This window comes from Thioalkalivibrio sp. AKL10, assembly GCF_000381845.1.
In the GTDB taxonomy this organism is placed as follows: Bacteria; Pseudomonadota; Gammaproteobacteria; order Ectothiorhodospirales; family Ectothiorhodospiraceae; genus Thioalkalivibrio; species Thioalkalivibrio versutus.
This window is the reverse complement of record NZ_KB907146.1, coordinates 20,001-45,080: the sequence shown is the minus strand read 5'-3', so window position 1 is coordinate 45,080 and position 25,080 is coordinate 20,001. Positions and strand designations below refer to the sequence as shown.

Sequence of the window (25,080 nt, the reverse complement as noted above, 5' to 3'; positions counted from 1 at the left end):
TATTGCTTTTCCAGAAAAAGCGTCCACAATGTAGTCAGAACCCCTGATTACAAAGGGAAACGCCGTGGGCCAATCAACATCGCCGGATCTGCGCCGCCGCCAGCTGCTGCGCGCCATGACTGCCCTCGGGCTGGTCGGGATGCCTTTGCCGGCCCTGGCTCGCACGGACGTCCGGCGCGTGCGCATGTCCGTGGATGGCGGAACCACCCGTCTGGTCTTCGACATGGACGGCGAGGCGGAATACTCCATGTTTCACCTGCAGTCTCCCGACCGCCTGGTGGTGGATCTGGAGAACGCGCGGGCCGTGGAAGACCTGACCATCAGCGATAATCCGCGCTCGGCGATCAAGGCCGTGCGCCATGCCGCACGCAATGGCTCCGATCTGCGTGTGGTGTTCGACCTGCGCAAGCCGGTGGAGCCGAGCAGTTTCGTGCTGATGCCGGCACAGGGTGCGCCGCACCGCCTGGTCCTGGATCTGACCAGCGGCGAGACACCCGCCGCGCCGCGCTCGGCGGAGAACAACGGCTCCCGCCGTGGGCGTTCGCAGGAGGACCTGCGCGATGTCGTGGTCGCCATCGATGCCGGTCATGGTGGGCATGATCCGGGTGCCATCGGCCCCGCCGGCACCCGCGAGAAGGACGTGGTCCTGCAGATCTCGAAGCGTCTGGCCGAACGCGTGAACAGCGAGCACGGCATGAAGGCCGTGATGACCCGCAGTGGCGACTACTTCCTGCCCCTGCGCGAGCGCATCGAACGGGCGCGCAAGGCGGACGCCGATATCTTCGTGTCCATCCACGCCGACGCGATCGCCAACCGCAGTGTCCAGGGTTCGTCGGTGTACATGCTGTCCGAGCGCGGGGCCTCCAGCGAGGCTGCGCGGTTCCTGGCCCAGCGCGAGAACCAGGCGGATCTGAGCCTGGGCGGGGTGCCGATCAACGGCAAGGACGATTCCCTGACCAACGTGCTGCTGGATCTGGCCCAGAGCGGGAGCCTGGAGGCCAGCAACACCCTGGCCGAGCGGATGATCGCGGAGCTCCACCGGGTGGGCAAGGTGCGCAAGCCGGAGGTGGAGCGCGCGAACTTTGCGGTCCTGCGCTCGCCGGACGTGCCGTCGGTCCTGGTCGAGGCGGCCTTCATCTCCAATCCCTCCGAGGAGCGCAAGCTGCGCAGCACGACCTTCCAGAACTCGCTGGCGGACGCCCTGCTGACCGGGCTGCGGTCGTACTTCTCCACCCATGCCCGTCCGGGCACGCTGATCGCCGACGGCCAGCCCGACCAGCACATCATCCGGCCGGGCGAGACCCTCTCCGGGATTGCCGATCGCTATCGCCTGTCGCTGGCGGACCTGCGTTCGGCCAACGATGTCCGCGACGACCGCATTTACGCCGGCCAGGTCCTGCGTATCCCCCGCGACTCCTGAGCCCGGAACCTCCGGGCAGCCCGTCACGTCTTGCAGGCGTTGTTCGGCCGCCGGCTAGGCACTCCGGCGCTGCCCCGGTTAGGCTAGGCACCCGGTTCTCGTCTCTCCCAGGTGTCGCGCGTGGCGATCGCAAAGCTCTCCGAACAACTGATCAACCAGATCGCCGCCGGCGAGGTGATCGAGCGCCCGGCCTCGGTGGTCAAGGAACTGCTGGAGAACGCCCTGGATGCCGGGGCGACGCGGGTGGATGTGCGCCTGGAGCAGGGCGGCGTCCGCCTGATCCAGATCAGCGACAACGGCAGCGGGATCTATCGCGACGAGATGCCGCTGGCCCTGTCGCGCCATGCCACCAGCAAGATTGCCTGCATGGACGACCTCGAGGCGTTGCATACGCTGGGCTTTCGCGGCGAGGCCCTGCCCTCGATCGCCTCCGTCTCGCGGCTGTCGCTGACCTCCATGGTGGCGGACGAGCGCAACGGCTGGCGCCTGACCGGGGACGGCTCCGATGTCTTCCGCGAGGCCGCCCCGGCGTCACATCCGGTGGGCACGACCGTCGAGGTCCGCGACCTGTTCTTCAACGTCCCGGCGCGGCGCAAGTTCGTGCGTACCGAACGCACCGAATACAACCACTGCGAGAACGTCATCCGCACTCAGGCGGCCGCCTGTCCCGAGGTCGCCTTCAGCCTGCGCCATAATGACCGCGTCACCCTGGACCTGCCGGCGGCCGACGACCCCGGCGAACGGGTGCGGGCGCTGCTGGGTGATGCCTTTCTCGAGCATGCGACCCCGGTGGACGAACAGCGCGCCGGGCTGGCGCTGTCCGGCTGGCTGGGCTCGCCGACCCAGTCGCGGGCGCAGCCCGATCAGCAATTCTTTTTCGTCAACGGCCGCGCGATCCGCGACCGCGTGCTGGCGGCGGCCGTGCGCAAGGCCTATCAGGACGTGCTCTACCACGGGCGGCATCCGATGTTCGTGCTGGACCTGGAACTGGATCCGACTCAGGTGGATGTGAACGCGCATCCGACCAAGCAGGAGGTGCGCTTTCGCGAGTCGCGCATGGTTCACGACTTCATCTTCCACAGCCTGCACAAGGCGCTTGCCGCGTTGCGTCCGGGGGATTCCGGGCATGCCGCGGCGGTACCCGACATGGGTGCGCCGGCCCCCGCCGGTCGCCCCATGCCCATGCCGGCGCAGGCGGATCGCCCGCTGTCCGGGCTGGGTGTGCCGGGTGCGGGCGGTGGGTACGCGCCCCCTCGCGAACCGCGACTTGAGCCGGTCGGGCGCGATCCAGGCTTTGGTGCGGCCTGGGCCGAGTTCCGCGGGACGTCTGCGGTGGCCGAGGCGCGGCCCGCCGCTTATGACACCCCGATGCCATCCGCCACGTCCGGTGCGCCCGCAGCGGACCCGGACGGCATGCCGCCCCTGGGGTTTGCCCTGGGGCAGGTAGCCGAGACCTTCATCCTGGCCGAGAGCCCCCGCGGCCTGATCGTGGTGGACATGCACGCGGCCCACGAGCGCATCACCTATGAACGTCTCAAGCGCGAATGGGAGGGGGCACGGGTGACCTCGCAGCCGCTGCTGGTGCCGGAGACCCTGGACGTCACCCCGGCCGAGGCCGAACTGGCCGAGGAACGCGCGGGCCTGCTTGGGGAACTCGGCTTCGAGCTCGACCGTGCCGGCCCCGAGACCCTGACCCTGCGCGCGGCGCCCGCGCTGCTGCGCGGCCAGGACACCGCGCAGCTCGTGCGCGATGTCCTGGCGGACCTCGCGGCCGATGGCTACAGCCATCGGGCCGAGGGGGCGATCAACGCGGTACTGGGCACCATTGCCTGCCACGGTTCCGTGCGTTCGGGGCGACGCCTGACCCTGCCCGAGATGAACCAGTTGCTGCGCGACATGGAGGCCACCGAACGTTCCGGCCAGTGCAACCACGGGCGCCCGACCTGGGTGGAGCTGGACCACTCGGCGCTGGACCGGCTGTTCCTGCGAGGACGCTGATGGCCGGACTGGATGGGGGCCGGCCGCCGGTCATCCTGCTGGCCGGTCCCACCGCGAGCGGCAAGACCGCGCTGTCGCTGGCGCTGGCCGAGGCCCTGGACGCGGAGATCGTCAGCGTGGATTCCGCGCTGGTCTATCGCGGCATGGATATCGGCACCGCCAAGCCGGACGCCGCCGAGCGCGCCCGCGCCCCGCATCACCTGCTGGATATCCGCGACCCGGAGGACACCTACAACGCCTCCGACTTTGCCCACGATGCCCGCGCCGCGATCGATGCCATTCATGCCCGCGGCCGGGTCGCCCTGCTGGCGGGCGGCACGCTGCTCTACCTGCGCGCCCTGCTGGACGGCTTCGATCCGATCCCGCCGGTACCGGATGCGGTCCGCGAGTCCGTGCGTGCGCGTCTGGAACACGAGGGCGCCGTGGCCCTCCATGCCGAGCTGGCCACCGTGGACCCGGAGGCCGCCGCGCGCATCCACCCGAACGACCCGCAACGCATCCTGCGCGCCCTGGAGGTGTACGCGGCCAGTGGTCAGCCATTGTCGGGCTTCCAGAGCGGCGCGGCCGCGACGGTCCCGGCGGGCTGGGTGTCGCTGGCCCTGTGGCCGGCGGATCGCGAGCGCCTGCGCATCCGCATCGCCGACCGCTTCGATGCGATGCTGGAGGCCGGCTTCGTCGACGAACTGATGACCCTGACCCGTCGCCGCGGCCTGACCGCGGAGCACCCGTCGCAGCGGGCGGTAGGGTATCGCCAGGGCTGGCAGTGGCTGGCCGGCGAATGCGACTTTGCGACCTTTCGCGAGCGGGCCATCGCCGCGACCCGCCAGCTCGCAAAACGCCAGCTCACCGGGCTGCGGCGCTTCCCCCTGCATGCCCGGTTGAACGCCGAGGACGCAGATTTGTCGCAGGCTCTGCGGGCTATCCAGGCTGCACGGATAGCGGCCCCGGCAGCGGCGATGTCCGAATAACGCCCGGTGTACGCCTGGAACGGCGCCGCGAAGCCGGTATGCTACGCTTCAACCTGACCGTGCGGCGGGCCGACCTCGAGCCGCCGGCGCGGGTCGCGAACCAATAATAACGATCAAGGAACGCACCGATGGCCAAAGGGCAAATGTTGCAGGAACCCTTCCTGAATGCGCTGCGTCGGGACCGGATCCCGGTCTCCATCTACCTGGTGAACGGGATCAAGCTGCAGGGGCAGATCGAATCCTTCGACCAGTTCGTGGTGCTGCTGCGCAGTACGGTCTCGCAGATGGTGTACAAGCACGCCATCTCCACGATCGTGCCGGCCCGTCAGGTGAACATGAATCTCGAGGGCGAGGCAGCGGCCCCCGCCTCCGCCGAGGCCGAGTCCTGAACATGAGTGGAGGTCTCCCCGAGGGAGCCGCTGATTATTGGGCACGTTCGCGCTCGAGTCGCTTTTGTGTGCGAACAAGGCGCGGCGACTGCCGTGCAGTCACTCTGCACAAGGGAGCCGCAACGCTGTGCGTGCCCAAAAGCGGCCGAGCCCCTTCGGGGTTGGTGTCCCCTGTTCCCCGGTCCTGCGTTGCGGCCCTTGCCGGTAGAACCACTACCGGCTGCGCACCGCGCCTTGTTTCGGAAAACAGGGGACACCAACGCGAACGTGTCCAACAATCAGCGGCTCCCTGGCTTGTTTGAGCGTCCGGAGAGTGCCGGCGACGAGCGCGTCGGCAATGGTGCGGTCCTGGTCGCGCTGAATGTCGGGGACAACCCCGATATCGAGGCCCAGGTCCAGGAATTCGACGAGCTCGTGCGCTCCGCCGGGGCCGAGATCATGGCGGTGGTGCGCGGCTCGCGCGACCGGCCGCACCCCAAGCTGTTCGTCGGCGCCGGCAAGGCCGACGAGATCCGCGATGCGGTCGAGGCCTCCGGGGCCGATGTGGTGATCTTCAACCACGCCCTTTCGCCCAGCCAGGAACGCAACCTCGAGGCCCACCTGAAGGCCCGGGTGCTGGATCGCTCCGGCTTGATCCTCGATATCTTCGCCCAGCGCGCCCGCTCCCACGAGGGCAAGCTGCAGGTGGAGCTGGCCCAGTTGCGCCATATGTCCACGCGCCTGGTGCGTGGCTGGACCCACCTCGAGCGGCAAAAGGGCGGGATCGGCCTGCGCGGTCCGGGGGAAACCCAGCTGGAGACCGACCGCCGCCTGCTGGCCGGGCGCATCAAGCACATCGAGCGGCGTCTGGAGAAGGTTGAACGCACCCGCGAACAGGGCCGTCAGGCGCGCCTGCGCAACGAGATCCCCACGGTCTCGCTGGTGGGCTACACCAACGCCGGCAAGTCGACCCTGTTCAATCGCCTCACGCATTCCGACGTCTACCAGGCGGATCAGCTGTTCGCGACCCTGGACCCGACCCTGCGGCGCCTGGATCTGGCCCCGCACCAGTCGCTGATCCTGGCCGACACCGTGGGCTTCGTGCGCGACCTGCCGCATGAGCTGGTCGCCGCGTTCAAGGCGACCCTGACCGAGACCCGCGAGGCGGCGCTGCTACTGCACGTGATCGACGCCGCCGACCCGGAGCGCGAGGCGCGCATCCGCCAGGTCGAGGAGGTGCTCGAGGAGATCGGCGCCGAGGACGTCCCCTGCTGGCGGGTGTACAACAAGATCGACCAGCTGGAGAACCCGGCCGAGGACCCGGACGACCGTTTCGGCATGGCGGACGATGCCTTCTGGCTGTCGGCGCATACCGGCGAGGGTGTGGAGCGCCTGGAGCAGCGTCTGGCCGAGACCTTCACCGAGTCCATGACCCAGGGCTGGGTCGAGCTCCCGGCCTCGGCCGGGCGCCTGCGCGCCCAGCTCTACGAGGAGAAGGCCGTGGAGGCCGAGCAGACCACGCCGGATGGGTCGATCCAGTTGCGCCTGCATGTGCCGAAGCGGCGTTTCGAGCAGCTCTTCCGGGCGGCCGGGCTGGACCCCGAAACCGTCCGCCTGCAATCGGAAGCACCGGGGGCGGCGGCCGCCGACCACTGAAGCCGGCCGCGGCTCGCTTGCGCACGAAAAAGGCCCCGGGTTCAACCGGGGCCTTTTTCGTGGCGTCGATGTCGTCGCGGTTCAGGCGTCGCTCTGGGCGATCGCCTCTCCGTCGGCGCTGGCCAGGTACAGGGTCAGGGTCTCTCCGGCCCGGATGCCGTCGCCGTTCAGCCCGTTCCAGCGCCGCAGGTCGCCGATGCTGACCTGGTGGCGGCGAGCGATGGTCGACAGCGAGTCGCCGGGGCGGACCTCGTACTCGACGCGCTGGCCGTCGGGCCCACGGTCGGGATCGGCGCGCACCACCTTCAGGGTGTCGCCCGGGCGGAGGATCGCGTCCGGGTCCAGGTCGTTGGCGGCGCGCAGGGCGCCGATGGACATGCCGGTGCGCTGGCTGATGTGCCACAGGCTGTCGCCAGCCTGCACCTGATAGTCCTCCGCTAACTGGCTGTTGTCGCCGGCCACCTGCAGCGGAGCCTCTTCGCTCGGGGCGGAGGCCGGCAGGCGCAGGGTCTGACCGGCGCGGATCATGTCGTCGTCGAGGTTGTTCATGTCGCGCAGCACGGCGACGCGGGTGCCGGCGCGCTGGGCAATCCGGCCGAGGTTGTCGCCCGAGCGCACGGTGTATTCGCGGAACCGGAGCAGCGGTTCATCGTTGCGGGTCTCCAGTGCCGCCTCGAGGGTGGGCAGCGCCTCGCGCGGGACGAACAGGTGCTGGGCGCCGCCGGGGTGGGTGGCATGGCGGTGGTAGCCGGGGTTGAGCTGTTTGAGGGTCTCGGTATCCAGGTCGGCGAGCTCCGCGATTAGCGAGAAGTCCGCCTGCTGGCCGGGTTCGATCATCTCCAGCGCGGGTTCGTTGGCGATGGGCGCGATGGCGATGTTGTGGGCATCGGGGTCCAGGAACAGGTGGCGCAGGGCCAGCAGTCGCGGGATGTACGCGGTCGGCTCGGACGGCAGGTCCAGGCTCCAGTAGTCAGTGGGCTCGCCGCGGGCGGCATTGCGGTCGATGGCGCGCTGGATGTTGCCCTGGCCGTAGTTGTAAGCGGCCAGGGCCAGGTACCAGTCGTCGAAGCGTCGATGCAGCGCCTGGAGGTAGTCCAGCGCGGCGAGGGTGGATTTGTAGACGTCGCGGCGGCCGTCGTACCAGTGATCGCGCGACAGATCGAAATAGTCGCCGGTGGCCGGCATGAACTGCCAGATCCCCGCCGCGCGGCTGCGCGAGGTCGCCTGGGCGACGAAGCCGCTCTCCACGATCGGTAGCAGCAGGAGCTCGGCGGGCATGTCGCGCGCCTCGATCTCGGACAGGATGAAGTAGGCGAACGGCTCCGCGCGCCGGGTGCTGTACTCGATGATCCGTGGATGGTCACGGTAGTGCCTGATATAGCGATCCACGCGCTCGTGGTCCAGCGCGTCGTTGAAGCCGAAGCCCAGGCGCGCGCGCTCCCACAGGTCGTCGGTCTCGGCGGCACGTTGCGCGGCGTCGCGCTGCTGGCGTTCCATCGCGGCCTGCACGTCCTCGGTCGTGCGCGGTTCCACGATCGGCCGATCCGCCGCCGAGGTGTCCAGCGTGCGCTCGGAGTCGTGTAGGCTACAGGCAGAGGCGAAGATCGCCGTCAGGCCGAGAATCAGGGCGGTGGTCAGTCGTGTGCGGAGGCGTGGTGTCATGGCGCTGGAGGATAAACCAGAGATGGGGGATCACCAAGACCCATTCCTGACTTGGTTGGCGCACTGGTATGCCCAGCCGCAGGGGCGGAGGGTCCGCGAGCGCTTTCTGGAACGCATTCGGCGCTATGGCGATCCGGGCCCCGGGGGGCTGGCGGTGGAGCTGGCGCCGGTGCCGATCCTGGAGGACAGCGATGCCCTGCAGGCCCCGCTGATCCGGATTGCCTCGGCGCGCCCGGCGCTGCGCATGGACCCCGAGGCCTGGCCGCTGGAGTCCGCCTGTGCCGGGCGCATCGTGCTCGCCCATCCCTGCGCCCAGAGCGAGCAACCGGCGGCGGTGGTGGCCGAGGCGGCCCGGGTGCTGGAGCCCGAGGGACGGGTATTTCTGCTGGAAGGCAACCGCCTGCAACGCGGTGGGCGCAACGGGGTGCGCGCCTCGCCTCTTCCCGAAGGCCTGCGGCGGCGCCAGTATCGCGAGTTGCTGGAGGCGGCGGATCTCGAGGTGCTGGATCAGTGGAGCCTGAGCCTGCTCCCACCGGGGCTGCCCGCCGCCTGGCAGAAACGCCTGGCCACCATGGATGCCTGGACCCTGCGCGGCCTGCCGCCGCTGGCCAGCATGATCCTGACCGTGGCCCACAAGCGGGTGAACATGCCCCTGCGTCCGGAGCCGCGTTTCCGCTTCGCCATGCCCAACCCCGCGATGCGTCCGGGGCTGGTATCCTCGCGCTCCTCTCATTCTGGAGCCCGCCGAACGCATGGCTGACGAACGCGTGTACATCTATACCGACGGGGCCTGCCGTGGAAACCCCGGGCCGGGCGGCTGGGGTGCGATCCTGCGCTTCGACGGGCGCGAGCGCGAGCTCTACGGGGCCGAGGCCGAGACGACCAATAACCGCATGGAGATGACCGCGGCCATCCGCGCGCTGGAGACCCTGAAGCGCCCCTGCAAGGTGGAGCTGGTCACGGATTCCAAATACGTGAAGCAGGGCGTGACCGAGTGGATGCCCGGCTGGAAGCGGCGCAACTGGAAGTCCGCCAGTGGCTCGCCGGTGAAAAACCGTGATCTCTGGGAGGAGCTGGATGCACAGGCCCAGCGCCACGACATCGAGTGGTACTGGGTACGGGGCCACAGCGGTCACCCGGAGAACGAGCGCGCCGACGAACTGGCCAATGCGGGCATTGATGCCCTGCTGGCCGGCGAACCGATCGAGAATTGAAGGAAACCACGATGCGCCAGATCGTGCTGGATACCGAGACCACGGGCCTGGACCCCTCCGACGGCCACCGCATTATCGAGATCGGCTGCCTGGAGCTGGACAACCGCCGCCCCACCGGGCGCAAGCTGCACGAGTTTCTGCAACCGGATCGCGAGATCGACGCCGGCGCGATCGCGGTGCACGGGATCACCAACGAGTTTCTGGCCGACAAGCCTCGATTTGCCGATGTCGTCGATGACTTTGTCGACTTCATTCGTGGGGCCGAACTGATCATTCACAACGCGCCCTTCGATGTCGGCTTCATCAACAACGAGCTGCGCCTGTTGGGCGATGTGGCGCCGGCGTCCGAGGTGGCCGAGGTCAGCACCGTGCTGGATTCGCTGGTGATGGCGCGGCGTATGCACCCGGGGGCGCGCAATTCCCTGGATGCCCTGTGCAAGCGCTACGAGGTGGACGGCTCCGGGCGCACCCTGCACGGGGCGCTGCTCGATGCCGAGCTGCTCGCGGATGTCTATCTGGCGATGACCGGCGGGCAGGTGGCGCTCACCCTGGATTCCGGAGGCGACGGCGATGCCGCGGCCGGCCCGGTCAAGGCGCGTCGCTCGGGCAAGCCGCTGCCGGTGATCGAGCCGACGCCCGAGGAGCAGGCGGCGCACGAGGCGCTGCTGCAGACGCTGGACGAGGCGGCCGGCGGCACCTGCCGCTGGCGCGCCAACGTTTGACCTCATCGCCCGACGCAGGCTCCGTGCCTGTGCAGTCTAGGCACGTTCGTCCAATCGCCTCCCGGGAGAGGCTGGCCCTGGTTCGTCATCCGGTGTTTGCGTGCCTTCGTCCGGCCGCCTGCCAGGCGCTCTCTCGCCAGCGCTCCGCGAGGTACTTTCTTGCTTGCCCAAGAAAGCACCCTTCGAGGCGCACCCGGATTTCGCCCGGGAACCTCGCTCCGGACGCGCTGGGCCGGCGGCGCTGAACTCGCTGCGCCTGCGGCTCCGCTCAGACATCCAGCGCCCCATGTCTATTCTTAACTGGCCGGCCCGAGGACCCTTCCGCAAGGGGCTCCATACGGGAGGGGAAGGTCAAAACAAACGGTATCCCGTAGGGTGCGGTTGAGCGCAGCGAAACGCACCATCTCCCACGCCGTGCGAAACCTTGATGCGATTCGCTGCGCTCATCACATCCTACGCCCCCCGGCGCCCGCTTCGCGGGCGCGGCACGCAACGGCTAGGGGCCGAGCGTGCCGAAGATGTCCGAAGACCTAGCCATCATCCATTGGCAACAACGCTGGGACAGCCGTTGTTTGGACCTACCTCCCCGTTGTCGTCGCGCCGAGTGGAGAGGCTTTTCGCGGGACGATTCTAAATAGACACGGGGCGCTGGATGTCTGAGCGGAGCCGAAGGCGCAGCGAGTTCAGCGCCGCCCGCGAAAAGCCTCGGAGCGAGGGAAACCCCGGCCCGCGCAGCGGGCCGGGGTCGCGGCAGTCGGGCGTGTTTCTTGGGTGCTTCTTTGCACGAGCAAAGAAGCACCTCGCGGCGCGCTGGCGAGTCAGCGCCGGGCAGTATGCGGACCGAAGCCACAGTAAACACCCAACGACGAACCGGGACCAGCCAAAACAAGGCAGGCGGCGGCCCGGAGCCACCGCAAAAGCCAGATGATGGCTCCGGCTAGGGCAGCGCGCTAGCGGATGAGCATGAGGATGCCGGCGAGGATCAGGATGCCGGCGAAGCCGCGGCGGAGGTGGGCGACCGGAAGATGATGGGCCAGCCAGACGCCACCGCGTACGCTGATGGATGTGCCGATCACGACGCCGAGGATGGCCGGCAGGTAGAGATAGCCGAGGGCCCATTCCGGCGCCTGATAGGCCGGGTCGGCCCATTGCGGTAGGGCGAACACCAGGCTGGCACCGATGGAGATCGGCACGCCCAGCGCCGCCGCCGAGCCGATCGCACGGCGCAGCTCCAGCCCCTGACTGACCAGGAACGGCGTGGTCAGCGTGCCGCCGCCGATGCCGATCAGCGAGGAGATCGCACCGATCAATGCCCCGCCGCCCAGCCAGACGCTGCGCCGGGGTACCGGGGCCTCCGGTGGCTGGATGTTCAGGAGCATCCAGATGCCGATCGCCACCTCGAAGGCGCCGAAGATACGCCCCAGGTGGTCGGAGTCGATGCGCGTGGCCAGCCAGGCGCCGATCAGTGCGCCGACGATGATGCCCGGCAGGAGACGGCGTACCGCCGCGCCGTCCACGCCGCCCCGGCGGTGGTGGGCTCGCGCCGACAGGATCGCCGTGGGGATGATCGCGCCCAGCGAGGAGCCGACCGCGAGCTGCACCAGGCTGGCCGAGTCGAAGGCCAGCAGACTGAATACGGCGACGAACACTGGCACCAGGATCAGCCCGCCGCCGATGCCGAACATGCCAGCCGGGATGCCCGCGACCAGGCCCAGCGCCACAAACAGGAGCCCCAGCGCCAGCGGTGACTGGATCAGTGTCTCGGTCATTCGTGCGTAGTGGCGAGTCAGGGCGCAGCGGACCGGCGAACCGTGGGGGTCGCCGGTTCACTGCGCAGGAGAGGCGAGGGCGCGCTCAGAGCGCCTTGAAGGACTTGCGGGCGGCCTCGATGGTCGCGTCGATGTCGGCGTCCGAATGGGCGTTGGACATGAAGCCGGCCTCGAAGGCGCTGGGAGCCAGGTAGATCCCCTCGCCCAGCATCGCGTGGAAGAAGCGGCCGAAGGCGGCGGTATCGCAGGCCGTGGCGCCGGCGAAGTCGGTGACCTTCTGCTCCGAGAAAAACAGCCCGAACATGCCCGGCACCTGGTTGGTGGTCAGGGCCACGCCGGCCTCGCGCGCGGCGTCCTCGAAGCCCGCGACGACCTTCTTCGTACGCGTCTCCAGCTCGTCGTGGAAGCCCGGGCGCGAGAGGATCTCCAGGGTCTTCAGCCCGGCGGTCATCGCGATCGGATTCCCGGACAGGGTGCCGGCCTGGTAGACCGGCCCCAGCGGCGAGAGGTGTTCCATGATGGCGTGCTTGCCGCCAAAGGCCCCGACCGGCATGCCGCCGCCGATGATCTTGCCCAGCGTGGTCAGGTCCGGGGTTACGCCCAGGTAGCCCTGGGCGCAGTTCTTCGACACGCGGAAGCCGGTCATCACCTCGTCGAAGATCAAGACCGCGCCGTGCTGGTCGCAGACCTCGCGCAGGGTCTCGAGGAAGCCCGGCTCGGGCGGGATGCAGTTCATGTTGCCCGCGATGGGCTCGACGATGATGCAGGCGACCTCGTCACCCTTCTCGGCAAAGAACGCGCGCACGCCGTCCGGGTCGTTGTAGGTCAGGGTGCTGGTCAGCGCGGCCAGTTCCTTGGGCACGCCCGGGGAGCTCGGCTGGCCGAGGGTCAGGGCCCCGGAACCGGCCTTCACCAGGAGCGAGTCGCCGTGGCCGTGGTAGTTGCCCTCGAACTTCACGATGCGATCGCGGCCGGTATAGCCACGCGCCAGGCGGATCGCGCTCATGGTCGCCTCGGAGCCCGAGTTGGTCATGCGGACCATATCCATCGACGGCACCAGCTCGCAGACCTTCGCGGCCATGTCGTTCTCCAGCCGCGTGGGGCAGCCGAAGGACAGGCCGTTGTTGCAGGCCTCGCGCACCGCCTCGATCACCTCGGGGTGGGCGTGGCCAGCCACCATCGGGCCCCAGGAACCGATGTAGTCGATATAGCGCTGGCCGTCGGCGTCCCACATGTAGGCGCCGTTGGCGCGGTCCATGAAGATCGGGGTCCCGCCGACGCCCTTGAAGGCGCGCACGGGGGAATTCACGCCGCCGGGGATGTGCTGCTTGGCGGCCTCGAACAGACGCTCGGTTTCCTGCATGACGGTGTCCTGTGATTGTTGGATTCGGGTCGATGAATTCGGGAAGCCCGGCAACCATAGCGACGGCTGCGGGCGGGTGCAAAGGGATCAGTCGAACAGTCCGCTTATCTGACGCGCGGCGGCCTCGGGGTCGGGCGCGGCGCTGATGCCCTGGATCACGGCGAGCAGGTCTGCCCCGGCCGCGACGACCTCGGGGGCGTTCGCCGCCGTGATCCCGCCGATCGCACAGATCGGCAGCTCCAGTGTGGTGCGTGCCTCGCGCAGCAGCTCGAGATCCGCGCGTGCCGCGTCGGGCTTGGTCGGGGAGGGGAACACGGAACCGAAGGCCACATAGCTCGCGCCGGCCACCTGTGCCGAGCGGGCTCGTTCGAGCTCGTTGTAGCAGGAGACGCCGACCACCGCGCCGGGGCCGAGCCGCGCGCGGGCCGCGACCGGGTCCGGGTCGTCACGCCCGAGGTGCACGCCATCGGCCTCGACGCCCGCGGCCAGCTCGGTGTCGTCGTTGATGATGCACAGCGCGCCGTGCGCATGCGCAAGGGCGACCAGTTCGCGGGCGATGGCCTCGCGTGCGGCGCCTGCGAGGGTCTTGTCGCGGAACTGGATCAGGCGCGCACCGCCACGCAGCGCAGCCTTGGCATTGGCGAGGTGTGTGGCGCGTTGGTTCGCGTCCTCCGGGACCGCCGGGGTGATGAAATAGAGCCCGCGCAGGCGGGGGGTATGCTCAGTCGCCATGTGGGCACAGCCGGTTGGGGACGTGCTGGCCGTGGCCGGGGGCGTAGCCCCGTGCGACGGCGTCGTTCATGAAGGCCTGGGCCTCGATCACCGCCGGCTCCAGGTCACGGCCGCGCGCCAGGAAGGCGGCGATCGCCGCAGCCAGGGTGCAGCCGGAGCCGTGGAAGCCGGCCGGATGGCGCGGCAGCTCGAAGGCGCGCATGTGCCCGTCCTCGCGGTACAGGCGGTTGATGATGGGGTCCTGATCGCCGCCTTCGTGGCCGCCGGTGATCAGGACGTTGCGCGCGCCCCGTTCGCGCAGCCGTTGGCCCCACTGGGTGGCATCGTCGGTTCGGGCCAGGCGCGCGGCCTCCGGTCCGTTGGGCGTGATCAGGGTGGCGCGTGGCAGCAGGGCCTCGCGGGTCGCGTCCACCACTGCTTCGGTCGCGAGCGCCCCGCCGCCGCCGGCGACCATCACCGGGTCCAGCACCACCGGGATGTGCGGGTGCTCGGCCAGCAGCGCCGCGACAATTTTTACGTTTTCCACTGAGCCCAGCATGCCGATCTTGATTGCGGCGACGGCAAGATCGGCCAGGGTGACCTCGATCTGGGCGCGCAGCTGTTCCGCAGACAGCACGCTGAAGTCCAGCACGTTGCGGGTGTCCTGCACGGTGATCGCGGTCACGGCCGTACCCCCGTGTACGCCGAGGCGGGTAAAGGTGGTCAGATCGGCCTGCAGGCCGGCGCCGCCACCGGGGTCGGAGCCGGCAATGGTCAGCGCGATCGGGGGATGATTCATGAATGGGGGCTCCCGTGCTAAGGTTGCGCGCGCCCCGGCACCCCCGGGGCGTTCTTGTTCCGCATCCCGGGAGTGTACGCAGCATGAGCAGCGAGTTCGAAGTCGAGTCCCTCCGTCCCCTGGTCGCCGCCGCCGAAGCGGGTGGCACGCTGAACGCAGAGGTCGATCAGGCCCTGGCCGCGCTGGAGCAGGAGTTGAACCGGCTCGCCGGCGAGTTGCAGGTGGAATACGTGGGCCCCGCCGTGGGCATGGCGGACATGCAGGCCGAGCATGTCTATCGGCTGGTCATTCGTCAGCACGAGATCGATGTGACCCGCCACGAGTGGAGCCTGTGGGTCTGCGATGCACTGGATAACTGCGACTTCCGCGCGACCTGGCCGGTGACCGGCGCCGCGCGCCTGCGCCGTAAGCAGGTGGTGGCCGTGGTGCCGGAATTGGTTGCCGGCTATCGCGATGCGGTCGCGGCGGCCGGCAAGGCGGATACCCCTGCGGGGCAGCGCCTTGCCCAGATCGCCAGCGTCTTCAGCTGACGCCGTCGCCCAGGGAGACGCTAATCCATTCGCACGTCCGCGCTCGAGTCGAGTTTACTCGCTGACAAGGCGCGGTGAGCGAAGTGTAGCCGAGCTACATGAGCGAGCCGCAACGCCGTCAGCGGGGCCGAATCCAGAAGGCAAAGGTGGCCGAGCCCTCAAGGGGTTGGCGCCCCATTTTCCCCGATCCAGCGTTGCGCCGCTTGACCGTAGAGTGGCTACGGCACTGCGCACCGCACCTTGTCTCGGGAAAATGGGGCGCCAACGCGGACGTGCAAATGGATCAGCGGCTCCCTAGCGCAACGAGATGACTGGCCAGCCTTGGTTGTGAGCGTGCGCGGCAAGGGCCGGGTCCGGGTCCACTGCGACGGGGTGCCCCACACGTTCCAGTAGCGGGATGTCGTTGCGCGAGTCGCTGTAGAAACTGGCCTGCGCGATGCTGTCCTCGGGATCCGGATGATCCGCGAGGTACTGGCGCAGGCGTTCGATCTTGCCTTCCTGGAAGCAGGGCACCCCGGTCAGGTCGCCGGTAAATTCTCGGCCCTCGCCCTCCTCCGCCAGGGTCGCGATCAGGTGGTCCACGCCCAGCAGGTCGGCAATCGGCTGGGTGACGAACTGGTTGGTCGCGGTGATGATGACCAGTTCGTCACCGGCCTCGCGGTGTCGGGCCAGCAGGGGCGGGGCGCCGGGAGCGATCATTGGCCGGATCAGCGTGTCGATGAAGCGCTCCCTCCAGGCCTCGAGCTGCGCGCGCGGGTGTTCGGCCAGCGGGCTGAAGGCGAAGCGGCAGAATTCGTGGATGTCGAGGGTGCCCGCCACATACTCCTGGTAGAAGCGGTCATTGGTCTCGGCGTGACAGGTCGGGTGGACGGCGCCCACCTCTGCCAGGAACTCGTTCCAGGCGTGATCGCTGTCGCCGGCGAGCAGGGTGTTGTCGAGGTCGAACAGGGCCAGGGCCATGAGGGTGCTCTCGGGTTGGCTTGGATCGGACGCGAGTGTACCGGCGGGCGTCGTCGGCTGCAGCCACAGGCCCCTTTTGGGACCGGCACCGGAGGCATGGTAGGGGCTTTGCCGCCGGGGCACCGGCTGTGGAACAATGCCAGTAATAGAGAAGCGTCTGGCTGATGCAAGTGATTGATTGTGACGGGTATCGCGCAAACGTAGGCATCATCCTGTGCAACGCGGAACAGCAGCTGTTCTGGGGCAAGCGGGTCGGGCAGGCGGCCTGGCAGTTTCCCCAGGGGGGCGTGCATGCGGAAGAAACGCCCGAGGAGGCGATGTTTCGCGAGCTGCACGAGGAGACGGGCCTGTTCCCCCGGCACGTCGAGGTGCTGGGCAGTACCCGCCATTGGCTGCGCTACCGCCTGCCGGAGCGCATGGTCCGGCGCCATCAACGCCCGGTCTGCATCGGCCAGAAACAGCGCTGGTTCCTGCTGCGCATGGTCGGAGACGAGAGCGACGTGGTGCTGGATGCGATGGAAACCCCGGAATTCGATGATTGGCGCTGGATCGACTACTGGCGTCCGGCACGCGAGGTCGTGCACTTCAAGCGCCAGGTCTATCGCCGTGCGCTGTGCGAGCTGGTGCCGCTGATGTTCCCGGAACTCGAACAGGCGCGCGCGCGACGTTCTGGCCGCCGTGGCCCGGCCCAGCCCCAGCCCCGTTCGCCGGTGTCCTCGCGTTGACGGTCCCGAAGCAGCCCTCGATGCTCGAGGTCCTGCGCCGTGTGGTGCAGGAAGTGAACGGTGCCGCGGATTTCTTCGAAGCGCTGCATATCATCGTTACGCGGGTGAAGGCGGCGCTGGAGATCGATGTCTGTTCGATCTACCTGAAGTCGCCGCAGTCGGGGCGCCTGGTGCTGATGGCCTCGGAGGGTCTGCGCGAGGAGTCCATCGGGCAGGTCGAGATGGATCCGTCGGAGGGTCTGGTGGGTCTGGTCGCCTCGCGGGCCGAGCCGGTCAACCTTGACAGCGCTCAGGACCACCCGCGTTTTCGTTATTTCCCGGAGACCGGCGAGGAACACTTCCTCGCGTTTCTGGGGGTCCCGATCATCCACCAGCGCAGCCTGCTGGGCGTACTGGTCGTGCAGCAGCACCAGGCGCGCAAGTTTGATGACGAGCATGTCTCCTTCCTGATCACCCTGGCGGCGCAGCTGGCCGGGGCGATCGCCTATGCCGAGTTCAACGACGAGATCTCCTCCGAGACCCCGTTGATCGGGCATGTGAACGTCGAGGCCACCGGCATTGCCGGCTCGCCGGGCGTGGCCATTGGCCGGGCCGTGGTGGCCTACCGCCTGGCGGACATGGACTCCATCCCGGATCGCGAAGGCGCCGGGGTGGATCACGAACTGGAGCATTTCGGGCAGGCGGTGGCGGAGACCCGCACCGAGATCGAGGACCTGAAGCAGCGCATGGGCGAGGCCCTGGGGCCGGACGAGCAGGTGCTGTTCGATGCCTACCTGATGCTGCTGGGTTCCGACTCTCTGGTGCACAAGACCCAGACGCGCATCCGTAATGGGCAGTGGGCCCCGGCGGCTTTGCGCGACACGGTGCGTGAGAGCGTGCGGGTATTCGAGGATATGGAGGACCCGTACCTGCGCGAGCGGGCGGCGGATGTGCGCGATCTGGGTCGCCGCGTGCTGTCGCACCTGCTGCCGGCCGATCGCAGCCAGGACGAGTTTCCCGATGGCGGCATCCTGGTCGGGGATGACCTGACCGCCTCGCATCTTGCGGAGGTTCCGATCGAGCGGTTGGGGGCCATGGTCTCGGCCAAGGGCACGGGTTCTTCGCACATCGCGATCCTGGCGCGGGCGCTCAACATCCCGGCGGTGATGGGCGTGTCCGAGCTCCCGGTGGGGCGCCTGGAAGGGCGCGAGATCCTGGTTGATGGTTATCGCGGGCGGCTGTTCGTGAACCCCAACGCCGAGCTGCGCGTGGAGTTCGAGCGCCTGGTGCGCGAGGAGCGCGAGCTGGCGGAGGACCTGCGTGCGCTGGCCAAGGACCCGGCCGAGACCCGCGATGGCGTCGCGGTGCCGGTGCTCGCGAACTCGGGGTTGCTGGCGGACATCAAGCCGTCGCTGGAGTCCGGTGCCGAGGGGGTCGGGCTGTACCGTACCGAGGTCCCGTTCATGATCCGCGACCGCTTCCCCGGCGAGGAGGAGCAGGTCCAGCTCTACGAGCAGGTGCTGGCCTCCTTCGACCCCATGCCGGTGACCCTGCGCACCCTGGATATCGGCGGCGACAAGGCCCTGCCATATTTCCCGGTGAAGGAGGACAACCCGTTCCTCGGCTGGCGCGGGATCCGTATCTCGCTGGATCACCCGGAGATCTTCCTGACCCAGCTGCGGGCGATGCTCAAGGCGAGTCGCTCCCACGACAACCTGCAGATCCTGTTCCCGATGATCTCGGCGCTGGACGAGCTGAAGGGGGCGATGACCCTGCTCAACCGGGCGCGCGAGGAGTTGCTGGACGAGGGTTTCCGCATCCCGATGCCGCGCATCGGGGTGATGGTCGAGGTGCCGGCGGCGGTGTACATGTCGGAGATGCTCGCGCGGCGGGTGGACTTCCTGTCCGTGGGCACCAACGACCTGGTCCAGTACCTGCTGGCGGTAGACCGCAACAACGCCCGTGTGGCGCATCTCTACGACACCCTGCACCCGGCCTGCATCCACGCGCTGGAGACGATTACCGACGGTTCGCACCGGGCGGGCAAGCCGGTCAGCGTCTGCGGGGAGATGGCGGCCGACCCGGCCGCGGTGATCCTGCTGCTGGGGATGGGGATCGACAGCCTGAGCGTCAGCGTGTCCTCGATCCCGCGGGTGAAGTGGGTGATCCGCAGTTTCTCCACCGACCGCGCCGAGGCCTTGCTGGCGCAGTGCCGGCTGCTGGAGAACGCCGATCAGATCCGGTCGCTGCTGAACAATGCCCTGGTCCAGGCCGGACTGGGCGGGCTGGTGCGCGCCGGCAAGACCTGACCGCGGCGCTCACCCGTGGCCGGCAGGGGGGGCAAGGGGCGCAGCTCAGGTGCGGCGTGCCCGCCACTGTGCGATCAGCGCACTCAGCAGGAAGATCCCCAGTACCACGCCGATGGCGATGAGCGCATCCACGATGGAGCGGTTGACCACCAGCACGACCACGCCCACCAGAATCGGGACCGGGATCTCGTTGAACCAGCGGTACCAGGTGTGATCACGCCGGTTCAGGTCATCGCGGAAGTCGCGCACGATCTTGCCGCACCAGACGTGATAGGCGACCAGGACGGCAATCAGCGTCAGCTTGAAGTGCATCCACGGCTCGGCCAGATAGAACGAGCGATCCACCAGCATGATCACGCCGAAAAGGATGGTGATCAGCGCGCCGGGGGTCATGATCCCGTAGAACAGCTTGCGCTCCATCACCTTGAAGCGCTCGTGACCGAGGGCGTCCTCGGTCATCGCGTGATAGACGAACAGGCGTGGTAGATAGAACAGCCCGGCGAACCAGGTGACCATGAAGATCACGTGCAGGCTGAGGAACCAGTTATAGGCTTGCATGGCGGTCCTTCTCGGAAACGGGTGCGATGTCCCTGCGCGGGGCGGCTCAGGAGAGCCAGCGTTCCAAGTGGCGTTCGATCTGTTCGAAGTCCGGGTCGCCCAGCTTCTGGTAGACGATGCGGCCATTCGGCGAGATAAGGAAGGTGGTCGGCGTCAGGCGCACGCCGCCATAGGCCTGTGAAAAGGCGTCGTCGCTGTCGTGGATGACCTTGTAGGGCATCCCGCGGTCCTCGCGCATGGCCTCCACGCGGTTGATCGGGTCGTAGGACAGCGCGACCGCCAGCAGCTCGAAGCCCTTGTCGGCGTAGGTGTCGTGCAGGTGGATCAGTTCCGGGATCTCGCGGATGCAGGACGGGCAGTTGGTTGCCCAGAAGGAGATCATCACCGGCCGGCCCTCGTAGTCTTCCAGGGCCACCGGCTCGCCGTCCAGGGTGGTGGCGGCGAAGGCGGGTGCCGGGCGCATGCCGTCGTCGGTCAACCAGATGGTCGCGGCGACGGCGACCAGCGCGATGATGAAGATGCCTCCGAAGATGGCCTTGCGGTCGATCCTGGCTTTGCTCATAGGGGTGTGATCCGTTGATCGAATAGCCTGCATTTGTGGACTGGCCGAAACCGCGTGCGTTCCGTGGTTCCGGCCAAGGCGGTATCATGCCGCAGCATGACGAATGCAACCAACAGCAAACCCATCCGCATCGGGGTTGTCGGGGCCACCGGCTACACCGGCGTGGAACTCCTGCGCCTGCTGGCGCGGCATCCCGCGGCCGATCTTCAGGTGGTGACCTCGCGCGGCGAGGCGGGCACGCCCGTGGCGGATTTGTTCCCCAGCCTGCGCGGCGCGGTGGATGCCGTCTTCCAGGCCCCGGAGGAGGCGACCCTGGGCGAGTGCGACGTGGTCTTTTTCGCCACCCCGCACGGGGTGGCCCACGGCCTGGCCGCGCCGCTGCTTGAGCGGGGCACGCGCATCATCGACCTGTCGGCGGATTTCCGCATCCGCGATCCCGAGCTCTGGGCGCGGTGGTACGGACAGGCGCATGGTGCGCCGCAGTATCTGGACGAGGCCGTGTACGGCCTGCCCGAACTGAACCGGGCGCAGATCCGTGATGCGCGACTGATCGCGGTGCCGGGTTGCTATCCCACGGCGGTGTCGCTGGCGGTGCTGCCTCTGCTGGAGGCCGGTCTGGTCGATCCCGCGGACGTGATCGCGGATGCCAAGAGCGGTGTCAGCGGGGCCGGGCGCAAGGCGCAGATCGGCGGGCTTTTCGCCGAGGTGCAGGAGGACTTTCGCGCCTATGCCAGTGGCGGGCATCGGCATTGGCCGGAGATCCACCAGACGCTCAGTGGCGTGGCCGAGCAGTCGGTCGGGCTGATCTTCCAGCCGCATCTGGTGCCGATGACGCGCGGTATTCACGCGACGCTCTATCTGCGCCCGCAGGTGGCGGACGCGGACTGGCAGGCCTGTTTCGAGCAGCGCTATCGCGACGAGCCGTTCGTGGACGTGATGCCGCCGGGGGCCCATCCGCAAACGGCCAGCGTGCGCGGCACCAATCTTTGTCGCATTGCGCTGGCGCAGCCGCCGCACTCCGGACGGCTGATGGTGCTGTCGGTGATCGACAACCTGGTGAAGGGCGCGGCCGGGCAGGCCGTGCAGAACATGAACCTGATGTTCGGCCAGGCCGAGACAGCCGGTCTGGACGGGCTGCCGGTTTTCCCCTGATGTCCTGGCCTGCCACATGACTACGGGTGTCCCGCGTCCACGTCTGCCCCGGATTCCGCGCATTCCCGCGCGGCGGCGCAGCGGGTCGGGACGCCGCGGCGGGTGGTGGCGCGCGGGGCTGCTGATGCTGATCCTGGTGTTGGTGGCGGGCGGAGCCTGGCTGGTCGAGAACTGGCGCGAGGACATACGGGACACGGTCGATGCGCAACGCGGTATCGAGGGCCTGCGGGATGACCTGGAGCAGGCGCTCGTCGCGCGCCAGGCTGCCGAGGAGGCGCGCCGCCACGCCGAGCAGCAGCTGGAAATGAAGACCGCGGAGCTCGCGGCCTTTTCCGGCGACATCGAGCGCCAGGAGGCCGAGTTGCTGGAGTTGCGCGAGGAGTTGGCGTTTTATCGGCGGCTTGCGGAGGGCGGGGGTGAAGATGCCCTGGGCATCCGGTCGCTGCAGTTGCAGCGCACGGGGCAGTCGGGCGTGTTTGATGTCGTGTTCCAGCTCTACCGCCCGGGGTTGAGTCGTTCGGTGGATTTGCGCTGGGCGCTGGAAGTCGAAGGCTATGCGACCGGGGAAGAGGCGCTGTCCACTTTGGACACCGATGCGCTGGGGCTGGAGAACGATCGCCTGGTCGAGGGGTTTCGGTTGTTGCGCAATCAGCGCGCCCGGATCCATCTTCCGGAGGGCTTCGAGCCGGTCGGGTTGACGCTGAGGGCGAGCGCCGCGAACGACGAGGATCTTGAACCGGTTTCGGAATGGGCCGACTGGGATCGCCTGCTGGAGAGTACGCAATGATGGGACGCAAACGAGGCCGCCGCGCGCGGAAAGTGGATACCCTGGTGGGGCGCCATACAGTGGTCCACGGGGATATCGAGTTTGGAGGCGGGCTGCATATCGAAGGCCGCGTGATCGGGGATATCCGGGCCGCGACCGATTCGTCGGCCGTTCTGGTGGTCGCGGGTGGGGGCGTGGTCGAGGGCCATGTCGCGGTTCCGCACCTGCTGATGAACGGCGAGGTGCGTGGCGATGTCCATGTGGGAGAGCACGTGGAGCTTGGCGAGACGGCCCGTCTGGCCGGTAACCTCTACTACACCGTGCTGCAGATGGCAGAGGGCGCGCAGATCGACGGCTTGCTCAAACGGGTGGAGCATCCCCTCGAGGGCGAGCTGGACGGGACGGGCGAGACCCAGGCCCTGGCCAATCCCACGGAAGATGAGCATTCTTGACTCCGGGGCTCAGTCTTCCGTAGCGTGAATGAAAATGATTATTACAGGAGGCCCCGAATGTCCGAGCCCATGACGTCCGAAGCGGAACTGGACATCGAAATGCCCAGCCCGTTGATCTTTACCGATGCCGCGGCCACCAAGGTGAAGGGGCTGATCGAGGAAGAGAACAACGACAACCTCAAGCTGCGCGTATTCGTCAGCGGGGGCGGTTGTTCCGGCTTTCAGTACGGCTTTACCTTCGACGAGACCGTCGGCGATGGCGACACCCTCGTGGAGAATGGTGGGGTGACCCTGCTGATCGACCCGATGAGCTTCCAGTATCTGGCGGGTGCCGAGATCGACTACTCCGAAGGTCTTGAGGGCGCGCAGTTCGTGATCCGCAATCCGAATGCCACCACGACCTGCGGCTGCGGTTCCAGCTTCTCGGTCTAGAGAGACGCTGACAAGCGGTCAAGAAAGGGCCCGATCCGGGATTCCGGATCGGGCCCTTATTTGTTTCTGGTCGGGGTGAACGGCCCGCGCTAGTGGCTCCCGGGTGCCCGGGGGCCACCGGGGATGATGCACCCAAGTACGCGTGGGCCGCGCGCGCCGGTCACTTCCGGCAGGTTGCCGGGCTCGCCGGCCAGGGTTCGCGCGGCCAGCCAGGCAAAGGCGGCACCCTCCACCTGCTGTGGGGGGACCCCATGGCGTTCGGTGGTCTCCACCAGGGTCGCGGGCAGGGCCTTGGCGAGGCGCTTCATCAGGTGGCGGTTGTGCGCGCCGCCGCCGCACACCAGCAAGCGGGCGGGCGGCTGCATGTGCAGATGTTCCAGCGCGTGCCGCACGCCCTCCACGGTCAGTTCTGCCAGGGTGGCCTGAATGTCCTCGGGCCGGGCTCGGTCCAGGCGGTCGCCAGCCCCGGCACGGAGCCAGGCCGGCGAAAAGTATTCGGGCCCGGTACTCTTTGGCGGAGGGCGCTGGAAGAACGAATCCTGGAGCAGCCGGGTCAGCAGTTCGGGGTCGGGCGTGCCGCTGCGGGCCCATGCGCCGTCATGATCGAACGGCGTCTGATGGTGACGCCGATTCCAGTCGTCCATCAGCGTATTCGCCGGGCCACAGTCGAAGCCGATCACGGGCTGACCCGGCTGCAGCCAGGTGATGTTGGCGATGCCGCCTAGATTGAGGACCGCGCGGGTCTCGTCCGTGGATCCGAACTGCGTAGCGTGAAAGCCGCAGGCCAGTGGTGCCCCCTCGCCGCCGGCAGCAATATCGCGCGGCCGGAACTGCGCCACGGTGTCGATGCCGGTGGCCTCTGCGATGCGGAAGGGATCGCCGATCTGCCAGGTGAAGGGCGGATCGGCGTCCGGGGCGTGGTGCACGGTCTGGCCGTGACTGCCGATCGCCCGGATCGCGGTCGGCGCCAGACCGGTCTGGTCCAGCAGGGCTTGCACGGTACGGGCGAACAGCATGCCGAGCCGCGCATCCAGCGCGCCCAGGTGCCGGTAGCGCAGGGTTTCAGTGGTGGCCGCCGTCGCCAGCTCCTGGGCGAGGTCGTCGGGGTACCCCAGCTGGCAGTGATCCACCACGCGTACCGGCCCGGTCTCGCGGATCTCTGTCAGCACGGCGTCCACGCCGTCCCGGCTGGTGCCGGACATCAGCCCGATAAAGCGTTCCGTCATAGTGGTGATCCTCGCGCGCGCATTATGGGTCGGCGTCCATTCTGGACCACCGCGGCATTTCGCGTCCGTTCGGGGGTCGCGGTATCCTTGCGCGCGACCGGCCAGCCCGGCCGGTCTCTGATCTCGACCAAGGGGCGTCATGGAACTCGAAGACCAGCTGGCCGTTATTCGTCGCGGCACCGATGAAATCCTGCTCGAGGACGATCTTGTCGAGCGCCTCAAGAGTGGCCGCACCCTCCGGGTGAAGGCGGGATTCGATCCCACCGCCCCGGACCTGCATCTGGGGCACACGGTGCTGATCAACAAGCTGCGCCAGCTCCAGGACCTGGGGCACCACATCCTGTTCCTGATTGGCGATTTCACCGGCCGTATTGGTGATCCCTCGGGCAAGAACGCCACGCGTCCGCCGCTGTCCGCCGAGGATATCGAGCGCAACGCCGCAACCTACCGCGAGCAGGTATTCCGCATTCTTGACCCTGAGCGGACCGAGGTCGTCTTCAATTCCACCTGGATGGAGCCGCTAGGGGCCGCAGGCATGGTCCAGCTCGCCTCGCGCCAGACCGTGGCGCGCATGCTCGAGCGCGATGACTTTCACAAGCGTTACACCCAGCATCAGCCGATCGCGATCCACGAATTCCTCTATCCACTCATCCAGGGCTACGACTCGGTGGCGCTGAAGGCCGATATCGAACTGGGCGGCACCGACCAGAAGTTCAACCTCCTGGTGGGCCGCGAGCTGCAGAAGCAGGAGGGGCAACCGCCTCAGGTCATCCTGACCA

Annotated in this window: 26 protein-coding genes (1 of these 26 cut by a window edge); 16 read left to right on the top strand and 10 right to left on the bottom strand. The window is 68.1% G+C overall.

Features of this window, described 5'->3' with window-relative positions; all coding sequences use genetic code 11:
• Window positions 1-115 precede the first annotated feature (115 nt).
• The 5 genes from G333_RS0113360 (at window position 116) to hflX (ending at window position 6,410) form a co-directional block, all read left to right on the top strand.
• Window positions 116-1,420, top strand: coding sequence for an N-acetylmuramoyl-L-alanine amidase (locus tag G333_RS0113360; RefSeq protein WP_051080811.1), 1,305 nt, complete (start codon window positions 116-118; stop codon window positions 1,418-1,420).
• A gap of 120 nt (window positions 1,421-1,540) precedes the next feature.
• Window positions 1,541-3,418: a DNA mismatch repair endonuclease MutL gene (mutL, locus tag G333_RS0113355; protein ID WP_019628672.1), complete on the top strand. Its 1,878-nt coding sequence runs from the start codon at window positions 1,541-1,543 to the stop codon at window positions 3,416-3,418.
• Entirely contained in the window at window positions 3,418-4,386 is a 969-nt protein-coding gene (miaA, locus tag G333_RS0113350; protein WP_019628671.1) for a tRNA (adenosine(37)-N6)-dimethylallyltransferase MiaA, read from the top strand. The genes mutL and miaA overlap by 1 nt, the downstream gene beginning before the upstream one ends.
• A 128-nt stretch (window positions 4,387-4,514) precedes the next feature.
• Window positions 4,515-4,775: an RNA chaperone Hfq gene (gene hfq, locus G333_RS0113345; protein WP_018175824.1), complete on the top strand. Its 261-nt coding sequence runs from the start codon at window positions 4,515-4,517 to the stop codon at window positions 4,773-4,775.
• Window positions 4,776-5,069: 294 nt separating this feature from the next.
• Window positions 5,070-6,410 (top strand): ribosome rescue GTPase HflX, encoded by a 1,341-nt coding sequence (gene hflX / locus G333_RS0113340; protein ID WP_018175823.1) that lies wholly within the window; start codon window positions 5,070-5,072, stop codon window positions 6,408-6,410.
• An 81-nt stretch (window positions 6,411-6,491) separates the two neighbouring features.
• On the opposite strand, the gene G333_RS0113335 is transcribed toward hflX, so the two are convergent.
• On the bottom strand, window positions 6,492-8,072 hold the full coding sequence (locus G333_RS0113335; RefSeq protein ID WP_019628669.1) for a LysM peptidoglycan-binding domain-containing protein: 1,581 nt from the start codon (window positions 8,070-8,072) through the stop codon (window positions 6,492-6,494).
• On the opposite strand from G333_RS0113335, the gene G333_RS0113330 reads away from it, so the two are divergent.
• From G333_RS0113330 to dnaQ, 3 genes are read left to right on the top strand one after another with little or no spacing between them, the layout of a single operon-like run.
• Window positions 8,071-8,832 (top strand): hypothetical protein, encoded by a 762-nt coding sequence (locus G333_RS0113330; protein WP_018145388.1) that lies wholly within the window; start codon window positions 8,071-8,073, stop codon window positions 8,830-8,832. The genes G333_RS0113335 and G333_RS0113330 overlap by 2 nt on opposite strands.
• Window positions 8,825-9,286 carry a ribonuclease HI gene (rnhA, locus tag G333_RS0113325; RefSeq protein ID WP_018145389.1) on the top strand — a complete coding sequence of 154 codons (462 nt, stop codon included), beginning with the start codon at window positions 8,825-8,827 and terminating at the stop codon, window positions 9,284-9,286. Before G333_RS0113330 ends, rnhA begins: the two co-directional genes overlap by 8 nt.
• Window positions 9,287-9,297: 11 nt before the next feature.
• Complete coding sequence (gene dnaQ, locus G333_RS0113320; protein WP_019567691.1) at window positions 9,298-10,008, top strand: DNA polymerase III subunit epsilon; 711 nt, start codon at window positions 9,298-9,300, stop codon at window positions 10,006-10,008.
• 268 nt (window positions 10,009-10,276) lie between these two features.
• Here dnaQ and G333_RS15340 read toward each other — a convergent pair whose 3' ends face one another.
• The 5 genes from G333_RS15340 to thiD form a co-directional block, all read right to left on the bottom strand.
• Window positions 10,277-10,501, bottom strand: a complete 225-nt coding sequence (locus G333_RS15340) for a hypothetical protein (protein WP_304412422.1) — start codon at window positions 10,499-10,501, stop codon at window positions 10,277-10,279.
• A 457-nt stretch (window positions 10,502-10,958) separates the two neighbouring features.
• Window positions 10,959-11,777, bottom strand: a complete 819-nt coding sequence (locus tag G333_RS0113315) for a sulfite exporter TauE/SafE family protein (protein WP_019628668.1) — start codon at window positions 11,775-11,777, stop codon at window positions 10,959-10,961.
• An 85-nt stretch (window positions 11,778-11,862) separates the two neighbouring features.
• On the bottom strand, window positions 11,863-13,140 hold the full coding sequence (hemL, locus tag G333_RS0113310; protein WP_019628667.1) for a glutamate-1-semialdehyde 2,1-aminomutase: 1,278 nt from the start codon (window positions 13,138-13,140) through the stop codon (window positions 11,863-11,865).
• An 87-nt stretch (window positions 13,141-13,227) separates the two neighbouring features.
• Window positions 13,228-13,872 (bottom strand): thiamine phosphate synthase, encoded by a 645-nt coding sequence (gene thiE / locus G333_RS0113305; protein WP_019628666.1) that lies wholly within the window; start codon window positions 13,870-13,872, stop codon window positions 13,228-13,230.
• The gene (thiD, locus tag G333_RS0113300; protein WP_018145284.1) at window positions 13,862-14,650 is read right to left on the bottom strand and encodes a bifunctional hydroxymethylpyrimidine kinase/phosphomethylpyrimidine kinase; all 789 of its coding nucleotides are present in this window, start codon (window positions 14,648-14,650) and stop codon (window positions 13,862-13,864) included. Before thiD ends, thiE begins: the two co-directional genes overlap by 11 nt.
• A gap of 83 nt (window positions 14,651-14,733) precedes the next feature.
• On the opposite strand from thiD, the gene G333_RS0113295 reads away from it, so the two are divergent.
• Window positions 14,734-15,180, top strand: coding sequence for a hypothetical protein (locus G333_RS0113295; protein ID WP_018175878.1), 447 nt, complete (start codon window positions 14,734-14,736; stop codon window positions 15,178-15,180).
• 294 nt (window positions 15,181-15,474) lie between these two features.
• Here the strand turns inward: G333_RS0113295 and G333_RS0113290 are convergent, their stop codons facing one another.
• Window positions 15,475-16,140 (bottom strand): HAD family phosphatase, encoded by a 666-nt coding sequence (locus G333_RS0113290; protein ID WP_019628665.1) that lies wholly within the window; start codon window positions 16,138-16,140, stop codon window positions 15,475-15,477.
• A gap of 164 nt (window positions 16,141-16,304) precedes the next feature.
• On the opposite strand from G333_RS0113290, the gene G333_RS0113285 reads away from it, so the two are divergent.
• Window positions 16,305-16,865, top strand: coding sequence for an RNA pyrophosphohydrolase (locus G333_RS0113285; protein ID WP_018169060.1), 561 nt, complete (start codon window positions 16,305-16,307; stop codon window positions 16,863-16,865).
• Window positions 16,866-16,885: 20 nt separating this feature from the next.
• Window positions 16,886-19,153 (top strand): phosphoenolpyruvate--protein phosphotransferase, encoded by a 2,268-nt coding sequence (gene ptsP / locus G333_RS0113280; RefSeq protein ID WP_018145288.1) that lies wholly within the window; start codon window positions 16,886-16,888, stop codon window positions 19,151-19,153.
• Window positions 19,154-19,198: 45 nt separating this feature from the next.
• Here ptsP and G333_RS0113275 read toward each other — a convergent pair whose 3' ends face one another.
• Both G333_RS0113275 and G333_RS0113270 read right to left on the bottom strand, forming a co-directional pair.
• Window positions 19,199-19,711, bottom strand: a complete 513-nt coding sequence (locus G333_RS0113275) for a CopD family protein (protein WP_018937265.1) — start codon at window positions 19,709-19,711, stop codon at window positions 19,199-19,201.
• Between the two features lie 46 nt (window positions 19,712-19,757).
• On the bottom strand, window positions 19,758-20,273 hold the full coding sequence (locus G333_RS0113270) for a peroxiredoxin (RefSeq protein ID WP_019628664.1): 516 nt from the start codon (window positions 20,271-20,273) through the stop codon (window positions 19,758-19,760).
• Between the two features lie 96 nt (window positions 20,274-20,369).
• On the opposite strand from G333_RS0113270, the gene argC reads away from it, so the two are divergent.
• The 4 genes from argC (at window position 20,370) to erpA (ending at window position 23,075) form a co-directional block, all read left to right on the top strand.
• Entirely contained in the window at window positions 20,370-21,425 is a 1,056-nt protein-coding gene (gene argC / locus G333_RS0113265; protein WP_019628663.1) for an N-acetyl-gamma-glutamyl-phosphate reductase, read from the top strand.
• A gap of 124 nt (window positions 21,426-21,549) precedes the next feature.
• A complete protein-coding gene (locus tag G333_RS0113260) occupies window positions 21,550-22,212 on the top strand; it encodes a DUF6776 family protein (RefSeq protein ID WP_019628662.1) in 663 nt (220 codons plus the stop codon).
• Window positions 22,209-22,643: a polymer-forming cytoskeletal protein gene (locus tag G333_RS0113255; protein WP_019628661.1), complete on the top strand. Its 435-nt coding sequence runs from the start codon at window positions 22,209-22,211 to the stop codon at window positions 22,641-22,643. The genes G333_RS0113260 and G333_RS0113255 overlap by 4 nt, the downstream gene beginning before the upstream one ends.
• 57 nt (window positions 22,644-22,700) lie before the next feature.
• Window positions 22,701-23,075 (top strand): iron-sulfur cluster insertion protein ErpA, encoded by a 375-nt coding sequence (gene erpA, locus G333_RS0113250; protein ID WP_018145294.1) that lies wholly within the window; start codon window positions 22,701-22,703, stop codon window positions 23,073-23,075.
• An 89-nt stretch (window positions 23,076-23,164) separates the two neighbouring features.
• Here erpA and G333_RS0113245 read toward each other — a convergent pair whose 3' ends face one another.
• Window positions 23,165-24,301 carry an anhydro-N-acetylmuramic acid kinase gene (locus tag G333_RS0113245; protein WP_019628660.1) on the bottom strand — a complete coding sequence of 379 codons (1,137 nt, stop codon included), beginning with the start codon at window positions 24,299-24,301 and terminating at the stop codon, window positions 23,165-23,167.
• A 139-nt stretch (window positions 24,302-24,440) separates the two neighbouring features.
• On the opposite strand from G333_RS0113245, the gene tyrS reads away from it, so the two are divergent.
• On the top strand, window positions 24,441-25,080 hold the 5' portion of the coding sequence (gene tyrS, locus G333_RS0113240) for a tyrosine--tRNA ligase (protein WP_019628659.1). The gene runs 566 nt beyond the window's last position; the window shows 640 of its 1,206 coding nt (coding positions 1-640); it begins with the start codon at window positions 24,441-24,443; its stop codon lies off the right edge, out of view.